13 protein-coding genes are annotated in these 16,450 nt (G+C 70.6%); 4 read left to right on the forward strand and 9 right to left on the reverse strand.

Annotated features, from left to right (window positions below; translation table 11 throughout):
- Positions 1 to 298 precede the first annotated feature (298 nt).
- Positions 299 to 1,984: a ribonuclease J gene (locus ACLZOT_RS48260; protein ID WP_416975678.1), complete on the reverse strand. Its 1,686-nt coding sequence runs from the start codon at positions 1,982 to 1,984 to the stop codon at positions 299 to 301.
- 149 nt (positions 1,985 to 2,133) lie between these two features.
- On the reverse strand, positions 2,134 to 3,033 hold the full coding sequence (gene dapA / locus ACLZOT_RS48265) for a 4-hydroxy-tetrahydrodipicolinate synthase (RefSeq protein WP_416975679.1): 900 nt from the start codon (positions 3,031 to 3,033) through the stop codon (positions 2,134 to 2,136).
- A gap of 280 nt (positions 3,034 to 3,313) precedes the next feature.
- On the opposite strand from dapA, the gene ACLZOT_RS48270 reads away from it, so the two are divergent.
- Both ACLZOT_RS48270 and ACLZOT_RS48275 read left to right on the forward strand, forming a co-directional pair.
- A complete protein-coding gene (locus ACLZOT_RS48270; RefSeq protein ID WP_416975680.1) occupies positions 3,314 to 3,559 on the forward strand; it encodes a hypothetical protein in 246 nt (81 codons plus the stop codon).
- Between the two features lie 87 nt (positions 3,560 to 3,646).
- On the forward strand, positions 3,647 to 4,186 hold the full coding sequence (locus ACLZOT_RS48275; protein ID WP_416975681.1) for a hypothetical protein: 540 nt from the start codon (positions 3,647 to 3,649) through the stop codon (positions 4,184 to 4,186).
- Here ACLZOT_RS48275 and ACLZOT_RS48280 read toward each other — a convergent pair whose 3' ends face one another.
- The 5 genes from ACLZOT_RS48280 to rpsO all read right to left on the reverse strand — a co-directional run bounded on the left by ACLZOT_RS48280 (position 4,187) and on the right by rpsO (position 9,591).
- The gene (locus ACLZOT_RS48280; RefSeq protein ID WP_416975682.1) at positions 4,187 to 4,627 is read right to left on the reverse strand and encodes a hypothetical protein; all 441 of its coding nucleotides are present in this window, start codon (positions 4,625 to 4,627) and stop codon (positions 4,187 to 4,189) included.
- Position 4,628: 1 nt separating this feature from the next.
- Positions 4,629 to 5,381: a 4-hydroxy-tetrahydrodipicolinate reductase gene (gene dapB / locus ACLZOT_RS48285; protein WP_416975683.1), complete on the reverse strand. Its 753-nt coding sequence runs from the start codon at positions 5,379 to 5,381 to the stop codon at positions 4,629 to 4,631.
- A 26-nt stretch (positions 5,382 to 5,407) separates the two neighbouring features.
- Entirely contained in the window at positions 5,408 to 6,787 is a 1,380-nt protein-coding gene (locus ACLZOT_RS48290) for a M16 family metallopeptidase (protein ID WP_416975684.1), read from the reverse strand.
- Positions 6,784 to 9,003 (reverse strand): polyribonucleotide nucleotidyltransferase, encoded by a 2,220-nt coding sequence (locus ACLZOT_RS48295; RefSeq protein WP_416975714.1) that lies wholly within the window; start codon positions 9,001 to 9,003, stop codon positions 6,784 to 6,786. Before ACLZOT_RS48295 ends, ACLZOT_RS48290 begins: the two co-directional genes overlap by 4 nt.
- A gap of 297 nt (positions 9,004 to 9,300) precedes the next feature.
- Positions 9,301 to 9,591, reverse strand: a complete 291-nt coding sequence (rpsO, locus tag ACLZOT_RS48300) for a 30S ribosomal protein S15 (protein ID WP_187746869.1) — start codon at positions 9,589 to 9,591, stop codon at positions 9,301 to 9,303.
- Positions 9,592 to 9,860: 269 nt separating this feature from the next.
- Here rpsO and ACLZOT_RS48305 point away from each other — a divergent pair, with 269 nt between their 5' ends.
- Positions 9,861 to 10,160 (forward strand): DUF397 domain-containing protein, encoded by a 300-nt coding sequence (locus ACLZOT_RS48305; RefSeq protein ID WP_050369391.1) that lies wholly within the window; start codon positions 9,861 to 9,863, stop codon positions 10,158 to 10,160.
- 56 nt (positions 10,161 to 10,216) lie between these two features.
- Here the strand turns inward: ACLZOT_RS48305 and eccD are convergent, their stop codons facing one another.
- The gene (gene eccD / locus ACLZOT_RS48310; protein ID WP_416975685.1) at positions 10,217 to 11,704 is read right to left on the reverse strand and encodes a type VII secretion integral membrane protein EccD; all 1,488 of its coding nucleotides are present in this window, start codon (positions 11,702 to 11,704) and stop codon (positions 10,217 to 10,219) included.
- A gap of 274 nt (positions 11,705 to 11,978) precedes the next feature.
- Here eccD and eccCa point away from each other — a divergent pair, with 274 nt between their 5' ends.
- Positions 11,979 to 15,950: a type VII secretion protein EccCa gene (gene eccCa / locus ACLZOT_RS48315; protein ID WP_416975686.1), complete on the forward strand. Its 3,972-nt coding sequence runs from the start codon at positions 11,979 to 11,981 to the stop codon at positions 15,948 to 15,950.
- A gap of 186 nt (positions 15,951 to 16,136) precedes the next feature.
- Here the strand turns inward: eccCa and ACLZOT_RS48320 are convergent, their stop codons facing one another.
- Positions 16,137 to 16,436, reverse strand: a complete 300-nt coding sequence (locus ACLZOT_RS48320; protein ID WP_319735344.1) for a WXG100 family type VII secretion target — start codon at positions 16,434 to 16,436, stop codon at positions 16,137 to 16,139.
- Between the last annotated feature and the right edge of the window lie 14 nt (positions 16,437 to 16,450).

Here is a 16,450-nt window from a genome sequence, read left to right on the forward strand (position 1 = left end):
AGTTCTCAAGGAACGGACGCTTCCTTTGTACTCACCCTCTCGGGCTTTCCTCCGGGCTTTTCCCTTCGGTCTTGCGTCTCCGACTCTATCAGATCTTTTTCCGATCCGATTTCCTCGGCGCTTTCCAGGTTTTCGCTTTCGCGTTTCCCTTTCCGGCGGTTCCGACTTTATCAGAAGTTCTGAGCCGGATTTCCCACCCCCTCGGGACCCAGGCGGGTTCCCTGCGAGGCGGAGTCGTAAACGTACTGGAGCGGGGCGCCCCGATGCAAATCGAGGTGCCCCGCTCCCAGTTCGGTCCTCAGACCTCGACCACGACCGGAAGGATCATGGGCCTGCGCCGGTAGTTGTCGGAGACCCACTTGCCCAGCGTCCGGCGGATGAGCTGCTGGAGTTGGTGGGGTTCGACCACCCCGTCCTGGGCCGAGCGCTCCAGGACCTCGTTGATCTTCGGGAGGACCCCGTCGAACGCCGAGTCGTCGATGCCGGAGCCCCGTGCCTGGATGTGCGGACCGGCGGTGATCTTGCCGGTGGACGCGTCGACGACCACGAAGACAGAGATGATGCCCTCGTCGCCGAGGATCTTGCGGTCCTTCAGCGCCGGTTCGCCGACCCCGCCGACGGAGAGGCCGTCGACGTAGACGTATCCCGCCTGGACCTTGCCGGAGATCTTGGCCTTGCCCTCGATGAGGTCGACGGCGACGCCGTCCTCGGCGATGACGATGCGGTCGTGGGGGACGCCGGTCATGGCGCCCAGTTCCGCGTTGGCGCGCAGGTGGCGCCATTCGCCGTGGACCGGCATCAGGTTCTTCGGGCGGCAGATGTTGTAGAAGTACAGCAGCTCGCCGGCCGAGGCGTGGCCCGAGACGTGGACCTTGGCGTTGCCCTTGTGGACGACGTTGGCGCCCCAGCGGGTCAGGCCGTTGATCACGCGGTAGACCGCGTTCTCGTTGCCGGGGATGAGCGACGAGGCCAGGATGACCGTGTCGCCGTCGACGATGCGGATCTGGTGGTCGCGGTTGGCCATCCGGGAGAGGGCGGCCATCGGTTCGCCCTGGGAGCCCGTGCAGACCAGGACCACCTGGTGGTCCGGCAGGTCGTCGAGGGTCTTGACGTCGACGACCAGGCCCGGGGGGACCTTCAGGTAGCCGAGGTCGCGGGCGATGCCCATGTTGCGGACCATCGAGCGGCCGACGAAGGCGACCCGGCGGCCGTACTCGTGGGCCGCGTCCAGGATCTGCTGGATGCGGTGGACGTGGCTGGCGAAGCTCGCCACGATGATCCGCTTGCCGGCGTTCGCGAAGACCTGGCGCAGGACGTTGGAGATGTCCTTCTCGGGCGGGACGAAGCCCGGCACCTCGGCGTTCGTGGAGTCGGCGAGGAGCAGGTCGATGCCCTCCTCGCTGAGCCGCGCGAAGGCGTGCAGGTCGGTGAGGCGGCCGTCCAGCGGGAGCTGGTCCATCTTGAAGTCGCCGGTGTGGACGACCATGCCCGCCGGGGTGCGGATGGCGACGGCCAGCGCGTCCGGGATGGAGTGGTTGACGGCGACGAACTCGCAGTCGAAGGGGCCGATGCGTTCGCGGTTCCCCTCGGCCACCTCAAGGGTGTACGGGCGGATGCGGTGCTCCTGGAGCTTGGCCTCGATGAGGGCGAGGGTCAGCTTGGAGCCGATCAGCGGGATGTCCGGCTTCTCCCGCAGGAGGAAGGGGACGCCGCCGATGTGGTCCTCGTGGCCATGCGTCAGGACGATGCCCTCGATGTCGTCGAGGCGGTCCCTGATGGACGAGAAGTCCGGCAGGATCAGGTCGATCCCGGGCTGCTCCTCCTCGGGGAAGAGCACTCCGCAGTCGACGATCAGCAGTCGGCCGCCGTACTCGAAGACGGTCATGTTCCGGCCGATCTCGCCGAGGCCGCCCAGCGGGGTGACGCGCAGGCCGCCCTTCGCGAGCGGCGGGGGCGAGCCCAGTTCGGGATGCGGATGACTCAAAAGACTCTCCTCACCACGACACGCCACGTGCCAGGGGCACGTGGCGCGTGTGACGTTCGTGCTTTCGCGGTTTTCGGGGATGACGGTGGGCTCTCGTGGCCCGTTCCGTTTTCTGTTCGGTTATGAGGATTCAGTTGTGAAGTCCGTTGTCAGAGCTGTACCCCGCCCGCGGCAAGATCGATCTTGAGCTGGGCGATCTCTTCGGGCGAGCACTCGACCATGGGCGGGCGCAGACCTCCGGCGGGCAGGCCCTGGAGGGCGAGCGCGGCCTTCGTGGTCATGACGCCCTGGGTGCGGAAGACCCCCGTGAAGACGGGGAGCAGGCGGTGGTGGATCTCGGCCGCCTTCTGGACGTCGCCCGCGGTGTACGCGTCGACGAGCGCGCGCAGTTCGGGGGTGACGAGGTGGCCGACGACGGAGACGAAGCCGACGGCGCCCACGGAGAGCAGGGGGAGGTTGAGCATGTCGTCGCCGGAGTACCAGGCGAGGCCGGAGCGGGCGATGGCCCAGCTCGCGGCGGCGAGGTCGCCCTTGGCGTCCTTGTTGGCGACGATCCGGGGGTGCTCGGCGAGTCTGACCAGGGTGTCCGTGCTGATGGGGACGCCGCTGCGGCCGGGGATGTCGTAGAGCATGACCGGCAGGCCGGTCGTGTCCGCCACGGTGGTGAAGTGGCGGTAGAGGCCCTCCTGCGGGGGCTTGTTGTAGTACGGGGTGACGACGAGGAGGCCGTGGGCGCCGGTCTTCTCGGCGGCCCGGGCCAGTTCGGCGCTGTGGTGGGTGTCGTTGGTGCCGACGCCGGCGATGACGTGGGCGCGGTCTCCGACGGCCTCCAGGACGACTCGTACCAGCTCCGATTTCTCCGCGTCCGACGTGGTCGGGGACTCGCCGGTGGTGCCGTTGACGACCAGGCCGTCGTTGCCGGCGTCCACCAGGTGGGTCGCGAGTCGCTGCGCGCCGTCGAGGTCGATCGCGCCGTCCGCCGCGAAGGGCGTGACCATGGCGGTGAGGACCCTCCCGAAGGGGGTCTGCGGAGTGGAGGTCGGAGCCATGGGTTACACGCTACTCGGTGTACATCGCGTGGTCTGCCCTCGGTCCGGGGAAAAGTCATGACAAAGGTGGAGCCCGGCACTGCCTGCTCGGGGGTTCAAGCAGTGCCGGGTCCGTTTGATCAGGCTAGATGAACTTCGCTAAATGCCGCAATACGGACACTTCGCTCGGCTGATCCGCACATCTGTGCCCGCGTGCGTCAAGAGGGCACCTTTCGGGCGTCCCACGCGTCCTACTTGATGACGGGAGTTCCGTCCCGAACCAGGAAGGAGCCGTACCACCATGGTCCGCCGGAGTGAGTCCGTACCGTTCGCCTTCGTCGCCGAGGCCGAGCGCTTCCGCAGCGATGTCACTCCCCCGCCCAGGCGTCGCGCGTCCGTGAGCGAGGTGGCCGGGCGCTGGCTGCTGGGGGTCACGATCGTCGCCGCTCTCGTGGGGTCGCTCGTCATCGGGATGCCGGCGCTGACGCTCGATCACTCCGCCCCCGCGCAGCAGTCGCAGGCGTCCGAGGTGTCCCAGGGGGAGTGACGCGCGCGGGCCGATGGTGGTGGGCGGGGAGCGCTGCGGATAGCCTCACCGGCACAGCCCCCTGTGCACAGCGAGTGAGGACCAGTCGTGCCCCTGCCCTTCCTGACGGCCGACCGCACCTACGACCTGGTCGAGGAGCCGCTGCCCTTCGTCGACCGGGAGCGGTGGCGGCGGCCCTACCGTCCCGGGCCCTGGCGGGTCGGGGTGGCCGCGGTGTGGCTGCTCGTCGCGTCGTTCGTGCTGTTCTCGGCGGTGCTCATCGCGCTCACCGGGTCCGTGTCCGAGGCCGGCGCGGTGTTCGCCACCGCCGCGGTCGTCGTGCTGTGCGCGCTGAGGCTGCTGCGGATGGGGGTGTGGGTGAGCGCGCGGGGGCTGCGGCACGTCGGGTTCCTCGTCACCCGGACCGTCGCGTGGAGTGACGTGAGCGAGGTGCGGACCGTGCAGCAGCCGGTGCGGTGGCTGGGAGTGCCGCGGACCGTTCAGGGGCAGGCACTGGTGTTGTCGCGGCAGGGGGGCGAGGCCGAGACGGTGTTGCTGACCAGCCACAACGCCGACTTCCTGGCGCGTCCGGAGGCGTTCGAGCGGGCCGCGGACACGGTGGAGGCGTGGGCGGCGGAGAACCGCTAGTCACGCCGCGTCGTGCAGGGCTATCGCCCGCTGCATCGCCTTCCTCGCCCTCGGGGTGTCGCGCGCGTCGTGGTACGCCACCGCCAGGCGGAACCACGTACGCCAGTCCTGCGGCGCCGCCTCGGTCTCCGCCTTGCGTTTCTCGAAGACCTCGTCCGCGGAGTCGCGGTCGATACGGCCGGACGGGGTGCGCTTGAGTTCGTCGACCGGGAGGCCGCCCTCCGCCTCCAGTTTCGCCGCCAGGGCGTTGGCCTTGCGGACGAACTGGGTGTTCTTCCACAGGAACCAGACGCCGATGACCGGCAGGATCAGCACGGCCACGCCGAAGGTGACCGTCAGGAGGGTGCCGGTCTGGATGAGCATGACGCCACGGCTGCCGACCAGCGCGAAGTAGAAGAGCAGGACGGCGGCCGTGACGGCGTAGGAGAGTTTGGCGCGCATGTCAGCCGAGGTCCAGGAAGTGCTCCAGGCCGAAGGTGAGGCCCGGTGTCGACACCACCCGGCGGGCGCCCAGCAGGATGCCCGGCATGAAGCTGCTGTGGTGGAGGGAGTCGTGGCGGACCGTCAGGGTCTCCCCCTCACCGCCGAGCAGGACCTCCTGGTGCGCGAGCAGGCCGCGCAGCCGCACCGAGTGGACGGGTACGCCGTCGACGCTGGCGCCGCGCGCGCCGTCCAGGGCCGTCACCGTGGCGTCGGGCGCCGGGGCCGTACCCGCCTGGGCGCGGGCCTCGGCGATGAGCTGGGCCGTGCGGGCGGCGGTGCCGGAGGGAGCGTCGACCTTGTTCGGGTGGTGAAGCTCGATCACCTCCACCGACTCGAAGTACGGCGCCGCGAGCTGGGCGAACTTCATGGTGAGGACCGCGCCGATGGAGAAGTTCGGGGCGATCAGGACACCGGTCTGCGGGGACTGGGCGAGCCAGGTGCCGAGCTGTGCGAGGCGGTCGTCGGTCCAGCCCGTCGTACCGACGACGGCGTGGATGCCGTGCCGGACGCAGAAGTCGAGGTTGCCCATCACCGAGGCGGGGGTGGTGAGTTCGACGGCGACCTGGGCGCCGGTCTCGGCCAGCGTCTCCAGCTTGTCGCCGCGGGCGAGGGTGGCCACCAGCTCCATGTCGTCGGCGGCCTCGACGGCCTTGACGGCCTCGGAGCCGATGCGGCCACCGGAGCCGAGGACCGCCACGCGCAGCTTGCTCATGTTCTTGCTTCCTTCAGCCGGGAGGGTTATGCGACGGCGTCGTGCAGACGGGCCGCCTGTTTGTCCTTCAGCGGGCCGATGACCGACAGCGACGGGCGCTGTCCCAGGATGTCGCGGGCGACCGCGCGGACGTCGTCCGGGGTGACCGACGCGATGCGGTTCAGCATGTCGTCGACGGACATCTGGTCGCCCCAGCACAGCTCGCTCTTGCCGATACGGTTCATCAGCGCGCCGGTGTCCTCCAGGCCGAGGACGGTGGAGCCGCGGAGCTGGCCGATCGCGCGGGTGATCTCGTCGTCCGTGAGACCGTCGCGCGCGACCAGGTCGAGCTCGTCGCGGCAGATCTTCAGGACGTCGTGGACCTGCGAGGGCCGGCAGCCCGCGTACACGCCGAACAGTCCGCAGTCGGCGAACCCGGAGGTGTACGAGTAGACGCTGTACGCAAGGCCCCGCTTCTCGCGGACCTCCTGGAAGAGGCGCGAGGACATGCCGCCGCCGAGGGCCGTGTTGAGGACGCCGAGCGCCCAGCGGCGGTCGTCGGTGCGGGCGAGGCCCGGCATGCCGAGGACGATGTGGGCCTGCTCGGTCTTGCGGCCGACCAGTTCGACGCGTCCGGCGGTGCGGATCGTGCGCTTCCCGTCCCGCGGGTCGATCGGCGTGGCGTCCGGGTTCCTGAGGGCGCCCGCCTTCTCGAAGGCCGAGCGGACCTGCCGTACGACCTTGTCGTGGTCGATGTTGCCGGCGGCGGCGACGACCAGGTGGGTGGGGTCGTAGTGCTTCTTGTAGAAGCGGCGGATGCGGTCGGCGGTGAGGGCGTTGACCGTGTCGACCGTGCCGAGGACGGGGCGGCCGAGGGGGGTGTCGCCGAACATCGTGTGGGCGAAGAGGTCGTGGACGCAGTCGCCGGGGTCGTCCTCGGTCATCGCGATCTCTTCGAGGATGGCGCCGCGTTCGACGTCGACGTCCTCCTCACGGATCAGGGAGCCGGTCAGCATGTCGCAGACGACGTCGATGGCGAGGGGGAGGTCGGTGTCGAGCACGCGTGCGTAGTAGCACGTGTACTCCTTCGCCGTGAACGCGTTCATCTCGCCGCCGACCGCGTCGAGCGCGGCGGAGATGTCGAGGGCGCTGCGCGTCGTCGTGCCCTTGAAGAGGAGGTGTTCGAGGTAGTGCGTGGCGCCGTTCAGGGCCGGGGTCTCGTCGCGGGAGCCGACGTGCGCCCAGATGCCGAAGGTCGCGGAGCGGACCGAGGGGAGGGTCTCGGTGACGATGCGCAGGCCGCCCGGGAGGGTGGTCTTGCGGACCGTGCCGATGCCGTTCTCCCCGGTGATCAGGGTTTGGGTACGGGCGACGGCCCGCGCCTTCGAGGAGGCGCGGGCCGTCGTCGCTGAACTGCTCGACGTCACTTGTCGGTGTCGTCCTTCGTGTCTTCGGAGGCGTCTTCGCCCTCGATCACGGGGATGAGGGAGAGCTTGCCGCGGGAGTCGATCTCGGCGATCTCGACCTGGACCTTGGCGCCGACGCCGAGGACGTCCTCGACGTTCTCCACGCGCTTGCCGCCGGCGAGCTTGCGGATCTGCGAGATGTGCAGCAGGCCGTCCTTGCCGGGGAGCAGGGAGACGAACGCGCCGAAGGTGGTCGTCTTGACGACCGTGCCCAGGTAGCGCTCGCCGACCTCCGGCATGGTCGGGTTGGCGATCGAGTTGATCGTGGTGCGGGCGGCCTCGGCGGCCGGGCCGTCGGAGGCACCGATGTAGATGGTGCCGTCGTCCTCGATCGTGATCTCGGCGCCGGTGTCCTCCTGGATCTGGTTGATCATCTTGCCCTTCGGGCCGATGACCTCGCCGATCTTGTCCACGGGGATCTTGACGGTGATGATCCGCGGGGCGTTGGGGGACATCTCGTCCGGCGTGTCGATCGCTTCCATCATCACGTCGAGGATGTGGAGGCGGGCGTCACGGGCCTGCTTGAGGGCGGCGGCCAGGACGGAGGCGGGGATGCCGTCGAGCTTCGTGTCGAGTTGGAGGGCCGTCACGAACTCCTTGGTGCCGGCGACCTTGAAGTCCATGTCGCCGAAGGCGTCCTCCGCACCGAGGATGTCGGTGAGGGTGACGTAGTGCGTCTCGCCGTCGATGTCCTGGGAGATGAGGCCCATGGCGATGCCGGCGACCGGGGCCTTGAGGGGCACACCGGCGTTCAGCAGGGACATCGTGGACGCGCAGACCGAGCCCATGGACGTCGAGCCGTTGGAGCTGAGCGCCTCGGAGACCTGGCGGATCGCGTAGGGGAACTCCTCGCGGGTCGGCAGGACCGGGACGAGGGCGCGCTCGGCGAGGGCGCCGTGGCCGATCTCGCGGCGCTTGGGGGAGCCGACACGGCCGGTCTCGCCGGTGGAGTACGGCGGGAAGTTGTAGTTGTGCATGTAGCGCTTGCGGGTCACCGGGGAGAGGGTGTCCAGCTGCTGCTCCATGCGGAGCATGTTGAGGGTGGTGACGCCCAGGATCTGGGTCTCGCCACGCTCGAACACCGCGGAGCCGTGCACGCGCGGGATGGCCTCGACCTCGGCGGCCAGCGTACGGATGTCCGTGAGGCCACGGCCGTCGATGCGCTTCTTGTCCTTGATCACGCGCTCGCGGACGAGCTGCTTGGTCAGGGAGCGGTAGGCGGCGGAGATCTCCTTCTCGCGGCCCTCGAACTGCGGGAGCAGCTTCTCGGCGGCGAGGCCCTTGACGCGGTCCAGCTCGGCTTCGCGCTCCTGCTTGCCGGCGATGGTGAGCGCGGCGGCGAGCTCGGAGCGGACGGCGGCGGAGAGCGCCTCCAGGACGTCGTCCTGGTAGTCCAGGAAGATCGGGAACTCGCCGGTCGGCTTGGCGGCCTTGGCGGCGAGGTCGGCCTGCGCCTTGCACAGGACCTTGATGAACGGCTTCGAGGCTTCGAGGCCGGCCGCGACGACCTCCTCGGTGGGGGCCTCGACACCGCCCTTGACCAGCTGGATGGTCTTCTCGGTGGCCTCGGCCTCGACCATCATGATCGCGACGTCGCCGTCCTCCAGGGTGCGGCCCGCGACGACCATGTCGAAGACGGCGTCCTCAAGCTCGGTGTGCGTCGGGAACGCGACCCACTGGCCGCGGATCAGCGCGACGCGGACGCCGCCGATCGGGCCGGAGAAGGGGAGACCGGCGAGCTGCGTGGACGCGGAGGCGGCGTTGATCGCCACGACGTCGTACAGGTGGTCGGGGTTGAGGGCCATGATCGTCGCGACGACCTGGATCTCGTTGCGCAGGCCCTTCTTGAAGGACGGGCGCAGCGGGCGGTCGATCAGGCGGCAGGTGAGGATGGCGTCCTCGGAGGGGCGGCCCTCGCGGCGGAAGAAGCTGCCGGGGATCTTGCCGGCGGCGTACATCCGCTCCTCGACGTCCACCGTGAGGGGGAAGAAGTCGAGCTGGTCCTTGGGGTTCTTGGAGGCGGTGGTGGCCGACAGCACCATGGTGTCGTCGTCCAGGTACGCCACCGCGGAGCCGGCGGCCTGCTTGGCGAGGCGGCCGGTCTCGAAGCGGATGGTGCGGGTGCCGAAGGCGCCGTTGTCGATGACGGCCTCGGCGTAGTGGGTCTCGTTCTCCACTAGCGTTTTCTCCATTTACTCGTCTGTTTTTCGTCTTTTGTCCCCGGCTGTCCGTGTGACAGGGGGACGGGCGGAGAAGCGCGCCGTGCGGGCCGGTCTTCGATCGAAGCCTCCGGGTCGTGTACCCGGGGGCCACTACCGAGGACCGGCGGCGTCGAGGGTGCGCTTCTCCTCGTATGTGCTGCGTTGTGCTACCACACTACAAAGGGGTGGTGACACTCCGCACGTTTCCGTCTCTACGTACAGCAAAAGGAGCGGCTCCCGATGTTCACGGGAACCGCTCCCCAGTGCGACGTCCTACTTCGCGCCACCGGCCGCACCGCGGCGGATGCCGAGGCGGTCGACCAGCGTACGGAAGCGCTGGATGTCCTTCTTCGCCAGGTACTGGAGAAGGCGGCGGCGCTGACCGACGAGGATCAGCAGGCCACGGCGGGAGTGGTGGTCGTGCTTGTGGGTCTTGAGGTGCTCCGTCAGGTCGGAGATCCGACGGGAGAGCAGCGCGACCTGGACCTCGGGGGAGCCGGTGTCGCCCTCCTTGGTACCGAACTCGGAGATGATCTGCTTCTTCACTGCGGCGTCGAGCGACACGCTGTACTCCTCAATACTGAGTGGTGCCCGCGAGTGCCCCCGGTCGGAATCTCGGGGGAGCTTCGGTTACTCGCCTGGGCGGGTCCGCCGGGGGCACCGGTGAGGGTGCGTGCACGCGACGGCCGAGGGCAAGGTTACCAGGGTACGGGCCTTGCCCCGTCCGGATTTCCCTGGGGCGCCTGACCTGGAGGAACCTTCTACCAGGGGGATTCACCGCAAGTAGGGTGTCCGTGACGCCCGTTGGACCGAAGGAGAGGACCCGAGCCGCCATGGCCGAGACCGAAGAGGAACGCAAGGCCCGCAAGGACCGGGAGCGGGACGAGTTGTACGCCCTCGACATCTCCGGCGTCGAGTGGCACAGCGCGCCGGGCACCGAGGAGCACGAGGAGCGCGTGGAGATCGCGTACCTGCCGGACGGCGCCGTCGCGATGCGGTCGTCCCTCGACCACGACACGGTGCTGCGGTACACGGAGGCCGAGTGGACGGCGTTCGTGCTGGGGGCCCGGGACGGGGAGTTCGACCTGGAGCCGACCGAGCAGAACGGCGGGCTGGCCGCGCAGGAGGGCTGAAGCCGTAGGAGTAAGGGGGCCGGTACGGGTTCGTACCGGCCCCCTCTCTCATGCGTTCAGCTCGTCAGTGCGCGGACCCTCGCGTACACGTCGAAGACCGCGAGCGCGAGCGGGACCAGGGTCAGCAGGACGAAGCCCTCGGCGATCTCCAGGAAGCGGCCCCAGAACGGGGTGAGGCCGCCGCGGGAGACGAGGAGGCCGACCGCGGTGACGAGGGCGATGGCGACGCCGACCGCCGCGACGAGCCAGATCGTGCGGACCTCGAAGCCGGAGAGGTCGCCGTTCAGGGCGGAGCGCCGGACGGACTCCGGGGGGTTGAGGGCGAGACCGATGCCGAGCAGGACGAGGGACGCGAGGCCGGCGGCGACGACCGGGGCGACCTGGGCGGTGTAGCGGAAGAGGTGGGCGCGCATCAGGAGGGCGACGCCGGTGGCGAGGGCGAGGAGCTGGGCCCAGAGGTCGGAGGAGAAGCCGAGGACGGCGGCGGAGCCGACGGCGACGGCCGCGCAGCCGCCGACGAGGCCGACGAGGAGTTCGTGGCCGCGGCGGGCGCGGGCGGCGACGCGTTCGGCGTCGACGGGTTCGGGTGCGGGCGCCTCGGTGTCGTAGCGGCTGCGGGCGGCGCTGCTCGGGGCGTCGAAGCCGATCGGCAGGCGGGCGAAGCGCATGGACAGGCCGGGCAGGAAGGCGAGGCCGACGACGGCGACGGGCGCGCACAGGGCGGCGGTCTCGGACGGCGTCCAGTCCTCGGCGAGGAGGGCCGCGAACACGGCGAGCAGGCCGATGGCCGAGGCGAGGACGAAGGCGACGAAGGGGCCGTCGCCGCCGGGCGAGCAGACGGTGAGGACGACCGCGGCGAGCAGGACGGCCGCGCAGGCCAGCAGGAACTGGAGTTTGCCGATGCCCTCGCCGCCGGTGAGCGGGAGGAGTCCGGAGCCGGCGACGCCGAGGTTGGGCAGGGCGCCGAGGCCGAGCGCGATCGCCGAGGCGCGGTCGTCGTAGACGCGGGCGCGGACGCAGGCGAGGACGAGCAGGAGGAGCCCGGCGACGCCGGCGAGGATGCCGGCCAGGCCGTGCATGTCGTGGCGGGGGTCCCCGGACCAGGCGACGAAGGCGAGCAGCGCGGACAGGACGCCGGCGCCGGCGAGTCCGGCGGCGCGGGTGAGGTCGCCGTCCCACAGGGTGCGTTCGCTGGTGACGGCGGAGGCGACGGCTTCGGAGACGTCGTCGAACACGGCCGGGGGCAGCGACTCGGCGAAGGGGCGCAAGGTGAGGAGTTCGCCGTCGAGGAGGCGCTGGGCGGCGAAGGAGCGGGAGCTGTCGAGGACGGTGCCGTCGCGGCGTACGAGGTGGTAGCCGACGGGGGCGCCCTCGGCGGGGCTCTGCTGAGCCAGGCGCAGGACCTCGGGGTAGAGGTCGGCGACGGGGACGTCGTCGGGCAGGGCGACGTCGATGCGGCTGTCGGGGGCGACGATCGTGACACGGCAGTAGCCGAGCCCCGTGCCCGTGCCGGCTCCTGTCGCGCCGGGTGCCGTGATGCTCACCTGCTGATCCCCCTCGGTGATGATTGCGCGCCTGTGCTGTGAAGGTTCCGCGCCCGGTTTCGCGCGGTGGCGCGGAATGCGGCCGCACATGTGCGTTCGCGCGGTCCACAGGGCCGTACGCCGCCCGGATTGCCGGGAAAACGCGGTTTCTCCGGCCCCGGTTCGTGTGTGCTCACGCGAACATCCGGCACCCTACCGCCCTCCCGTCACGGGCGAGGTCAGTAGGATCGCGCGGCGGCCCGACGCAGGCCGGCCAGTGATTCTTGGGGGAGCAGTGAGCCACATCGTCGTACGGCGCCCGCCCCGGGTGCTGCCGTCCGAGGTGCCCACGCAGGAGGTCGTGCTTCAGCCGCCGCCGGAGCTGCCACGCGGGCCGCAGGAGAGCGTGCTGATGCAGTTGCTGCCGACGCTCGGCATGGGCGGTTCGGTGGTCTTCTTCTTCACGAGCGCCCAGCCGTTCATGAGGATCATGGGCATGGTCATGATCGCCTCGACGATCGCCATGTCGGTGGCGATGGTGGTGCGCTTCCGGCGCGGCTCGCAGGGGCAGCTCGCGGACATGCGCCGCGACTACCTGAGCTACCTGTCGCAGACCCGGCGCGCGGCGCAGGGCACCGCGAAGGCGCAGCGGGACGCCCAGTACTTCCTGAACCCCTCCCCCGAGCAGCTGTGGGCGCTGGTCGCCGAGGGCAGCCGGGTGTGGGAGCGGCGCCCCGGTGACGAGGACTTCGCGCAGGTGCGGGTCGGGCTCGGCGCGCAGGGGCTGTCGACGGCGCTGGTGGCGCCCGAGACCGCGCCCGTCGAGCAGCTGGAGCCGCTCACCGCGGGTGCCCTGCAGCGGTTCATCGCCGTGCACAGCACGCTGGAGGACCTGCCGATGGCGGTGTCCCTGCGCGCCTTCTACCACGTCACCGTCAGCGGCGACCCGCGCTGCGTACGGTCCTCCGCGCGCGCGATGGCCGGTTCGCTGGCCGCGCTGCACTCCCCCGAGGACCTGGTCCTCGTCGTCGCGGCGGGCCGCGAGGAGCTGGCGCAGTGGGAGTGGGCCAAGTGGCTGCCCCACACGCAGGCGCCCGGCGCGGTGGACGGCGCGGGCAGCCGCCGGCTCATCGGCACGGACGTGACCGAGCTGGAGGACCTGCTCGGCGACCGCCTGACGGGCCGGCCGCGCTTCCACCCGAACGCGGCTCCGCTGCCCGACCTCCCCCACCTGGTCGTCGTCCTCGACGGCGTCTCCCTGCCGCCCGGCTCCGTCCTCGCGAGCCCCGAGGGGCTCCAGGGGGTGACGGTCGTCGAGGTCGTCGCCGGGGAGCTGACCGGGACCGGCGGCGAGCTGGACATCGTCGTACGGCCGGACACGCTGCGGCTGGAGTCAGGGCCTGGCGGGCTGGTGTACGAGGGGACGCCCGACGCGCTGTCGCAGGAGTCCGCCGAGGCGCTCGCCCGGCAGCTCGCGCCGCTGCGGATGGCGTCCGGCGGGGACGACGACGAGCCGCTGCTCGCCAACCTGGAGTTCACCGACCTGCTGAACCTCGGCGACGCGGCCTCCGTCGACACCAAGCGGACCTGGCGTGCGCGCTCGCTCGCCGAGCGGCTGCGGGTGCCGATCGGGGTCGGCGAGGACGGGCGGCCCGTCATGCTCGACCTGAAGGAGGCCGCGCAGGAGGGCATGGGCCCGCACGGGCTGTGCGTCGGCGCCACCGGGTCCGGCAAGTCGGAGCTGCTGCGCACGCTGGTCCTCGGGCTCGCCGTCACGCACTCCTCGGAGACCCTGAACTTCGTCCTCGCCGACTTCAAGGGCGGGGCGACCTTCGCCGGGATGGCGCAGATGCCGCACGTCGCGGCCGTCATCACCAACCTCGCCGACGACCTCACGCTCGTCGACCGCATGCGGGACTCCATCAGCGGGGAGCTGAACCGCCGGCAGGAGATGCTGCGCGACGCGGGCAACTACGCCAACATCCACGACTACGAGAAGGCGCGGGCGGCAGGCGCCGCGCTCCAGCCGATCCCCACGCTCGTCCTGGTGATCGACGAGTTCAGCGAACTGCTCTCCGCGAAGCCGGACTTCATCGAGATGTTCGTGCAGATCGGGCGCATCGGCCGCTCGCTCGGCGTGCATCTGCTGCTGGCCTCGCAGCGCCTGGAGGAAGGGCGGCTGCGCGGGCTGGACACGTATCTGTCGTACCGGATCGGGCTGCGGACCTTCTCCGCCGCCGAGTCGCGGGCCGCGCTCGGGGTGCCCGACGCGTACGAGCTGCCGAACGTGCCCGGGTCCGGGTTCCTGAAGTTCGGTACCGACGAAATGCTGCGGTTCAAGGCGGCGTACGTGTCCGGGGTGTACCGGTCCGGGCCGCAGCGGGCGGCCGTCGCCGGGGGGCCGATGCTCGTCGACCGGCGGCCCGTGCTGTTCACCGCCGCCGAGGTGCCGGTCAGCTATGTGCAGGTGGCGCAGCGGCGGACGGCGGCCGCGCCCGAGGTGGACGACGCGCTCGCCGACACCGTGCTCGACGTGATCGTGCGCCGTCTTGAGGCGCAGGGGCCCGCCGCGCACCAGGTGTGGCTGCCGCCGCTGGACTCTCCGCCGCCGCTGGACTCGCTGCTGCCGGGGCTCACGGCCGTGCCGGGGCGGGGGCTCACACAGCCGGGGTACGAGGGGGCCGGACGGCTCGTCGTACCCGTCGGGCTCGTCGACAAACCCTTCGAGCAGCGGCGGGATCCGCTGTGGCTCGACTTCTCCGGGGCCGCCGGGCACATGCAGATCGTGGGCGGGCCGCAGTCCGGGAAGTCGACGCTGCTGCGGGCGATCATCTCGTCGTTCGCGCTCACCCACACGCCGCACGAAGTGCAGTTCTACGGCCTCGACTTCGGCGGTGGCGGCATGTCGGCCGTCGAGGGGCTGCCGCATGTCGGTGGCGTCGCGTCGCGGCTCGATCCCGAGCGGGTACGGCGGACCGTCGCCGAGGTGTACGGGGTGCTGACCCGGCGCGAGGAGTACTTCCGCGCCGCCGGGATCCCCTCCATCGCCGACTTCCGCACCCGGCGGGCGCGCGGGGACATCTCCGTCGCCGACCAGCCGTGGGGGGACGTGTTCCTCGTCATCGACGGGTGGGGGAGCTTCCGTACGGAGTACGAGGCGCTGGATGCCGTTGTGCTGGACATCGCGGCGCGCGGGCTCGGGTACGGCATCCACGTGATCCTCACGGCGTCGCGGTCCATGGAGGTGCGGTCGTCGCTCAAGGACCACCTCATGAACCGGCTCGAACTGCGGCTCGGCGACACGATGGACTCCGAGCTGGACCGGAAGGTCGCCGCGAACGTGCCCACCGGGGTGCCGGGGCGGGGGCAGACGCCGGGCAAGCTGCACTTCATGGGGGCCGTGCCGCGGATCGACGGGCTGACGTCCGACACGGAGCTCTCCGACGCCACGCAGGCGCTGGCCACCGAGGTCGGTCGGCACTGGGGGGCCTCGCCCGCGCCCGAAGTGCGGCTGCTGCCGCGGGAGTTCCCCGCGAAGGAGCTGCCCGCCGGGGATCGGTTCCCGCGGCGCGGGGTCGCCTTCGCGCTCGACGAGGACAACCTCGAACCCGTCTTCGTCGACTTCGAGCAGGACCCCTTCTTCCTCGTCTTCGGGGAGAGCGAGTCCGGGAAGTCCAACCTGCTGCGGCTGCTCATCAAGCAGATCACCCAGCGGTACACCGGGGACGAGTGCAAGCTGTTCGTCGTCGACAACCGGCGGTCCCTCCTCGACGTCACGCCCGCCTCGCATCTCGCCGAGTACATCCCGATGTCCAACAACATGGACCATCACATGGCCGCGCTCGCCGACCTGATGACCCGGCGGACGCCGACCGCCGACGTGACCGCCCAGCAGCTGCGCGACCGCAGTTGGTGGCGGGGGCCCACGGTGTACGTCGTCATCGACGACTACGACCTGGTCTCCACGTCCAGCGGGAACCCGCTCGCCGGGCTGACCGAGCTGCTGCCCTTCGCCCGTGATGTGGGCGTGCGGTTCATCATCGCCCGGTCCACCGCCGGGGCCGGGCGGGCCGCCTACGAGCCCTTCATGCAGCGGATGAAGGAACTCGGGGCTCAGGGGATGGTGCTGGCGGGCGACCCCACGGAGGGGGACCTGCTCGCGGGGGTGCGGCCTCGGGCCATGCCCGCCGGGCGGGGGGTGTTCGTGTCCCGGCGGCGGGGGAAGCCGCTGGCTCAGGTGGGGTGGTTGCCGGAGGGGGCTTACTGAGCCTCGGGGGCGGCCCCGGTGTCGGACTCGGTCCGGCGCCGGGGCCGCTTGTTCGTCGGCATGGTTCTTTGAGCGTGGGGCGTGCGGTGGTTCCGTCATCGCCCTCGCCGCGAGGCAGGACGCACGAAGGGTGGGCACCTCCCGTGTGTGCCCACCCTTGTGTGCCGGAACTTGCCGGGGTGCTGCTTAGAAGTAGCTCGCTGCCTTCAGGTCGCTGCCCCGGTAGTCGCCGCTCGCGTCCGAGACCTTGTGGCCGATGCTCACCAGGGCCGCGTGGATGTTCGCCGCGTTGGTGTCCCATTCCTTCATCTTCTGGCCGAAGGCGTTCGCGGCCTCGCCCTCCCAGCCGGCTGCGGCGCGCAGGACGGCGGACTTGAGGGCGGTGAGGTCCTCCTCCAGCTTGGCCGCCTGGGCGCCCAGCTCGGTGGTGATCGCGTCGAGGCCGCCGTACTTGACCGCCATCTCGCCGTCGTGGACGTTAACCATGCCGGTTCCTCATC

This window comes from Streptomyces sp. 4F14 (assembly GCF_048159485.1).
Classification (GTDB): Bacteria; Actinomycetota; Actinomycetes; order Streptomycetales; family Streptomycetaceae; genus Streptomyces.

What these genes read in the sequence shown, in the direction of transcription:
- dapA (WP_416975679.1), bottom strand. Translation starts at nt 3,033, where the DNA reads ATGGCTCCGACCTCCACTCCGCAGACCCCCTTCGGGAGGGTCCTCACC.
- ACLZOT_RS48280 (WP_416975682.1), bottom strand. Translation starts at nt 4,627, where the DNA reads ATGCGCGCCAAACTCTCCTACGCCGTCACGGCCGCCGTCCTGCTCTTC.
- ACLZOT_RS48320 (WP_319735344.1), bottom strand. Translation starts at nt 16,436, where the DNA reads ATGGTTAACGTCCACGACGGCGAGATGGCGGTCAAGTACGGCGGCCTC.
- dapB (WP_416975683.1), bottom strand. Translation starts at nt 5,381, where the DNA reads ATGAGCAAGCTGCGCGTGGCGGTCCTCGGCTCCGGTGGCCGCATCGGC.
- ACLZOT_RS48270 (WP_416975680.1), top strand. Translation starts at nt 3,314, where the DNA reads ATGGTCCGCCGGAGTGAGTCCGTACCGTTCGCCTTCGTCGCCGAGGCC.
- ACLZOT_RS48305 (WP_050369391.1), top strand. Translation starts at nt 9,861, where the DNA reads ATGGCCGAGACCGAAGAGGAACGCAAGGCCCGCAAGGACCGGGAGCGG.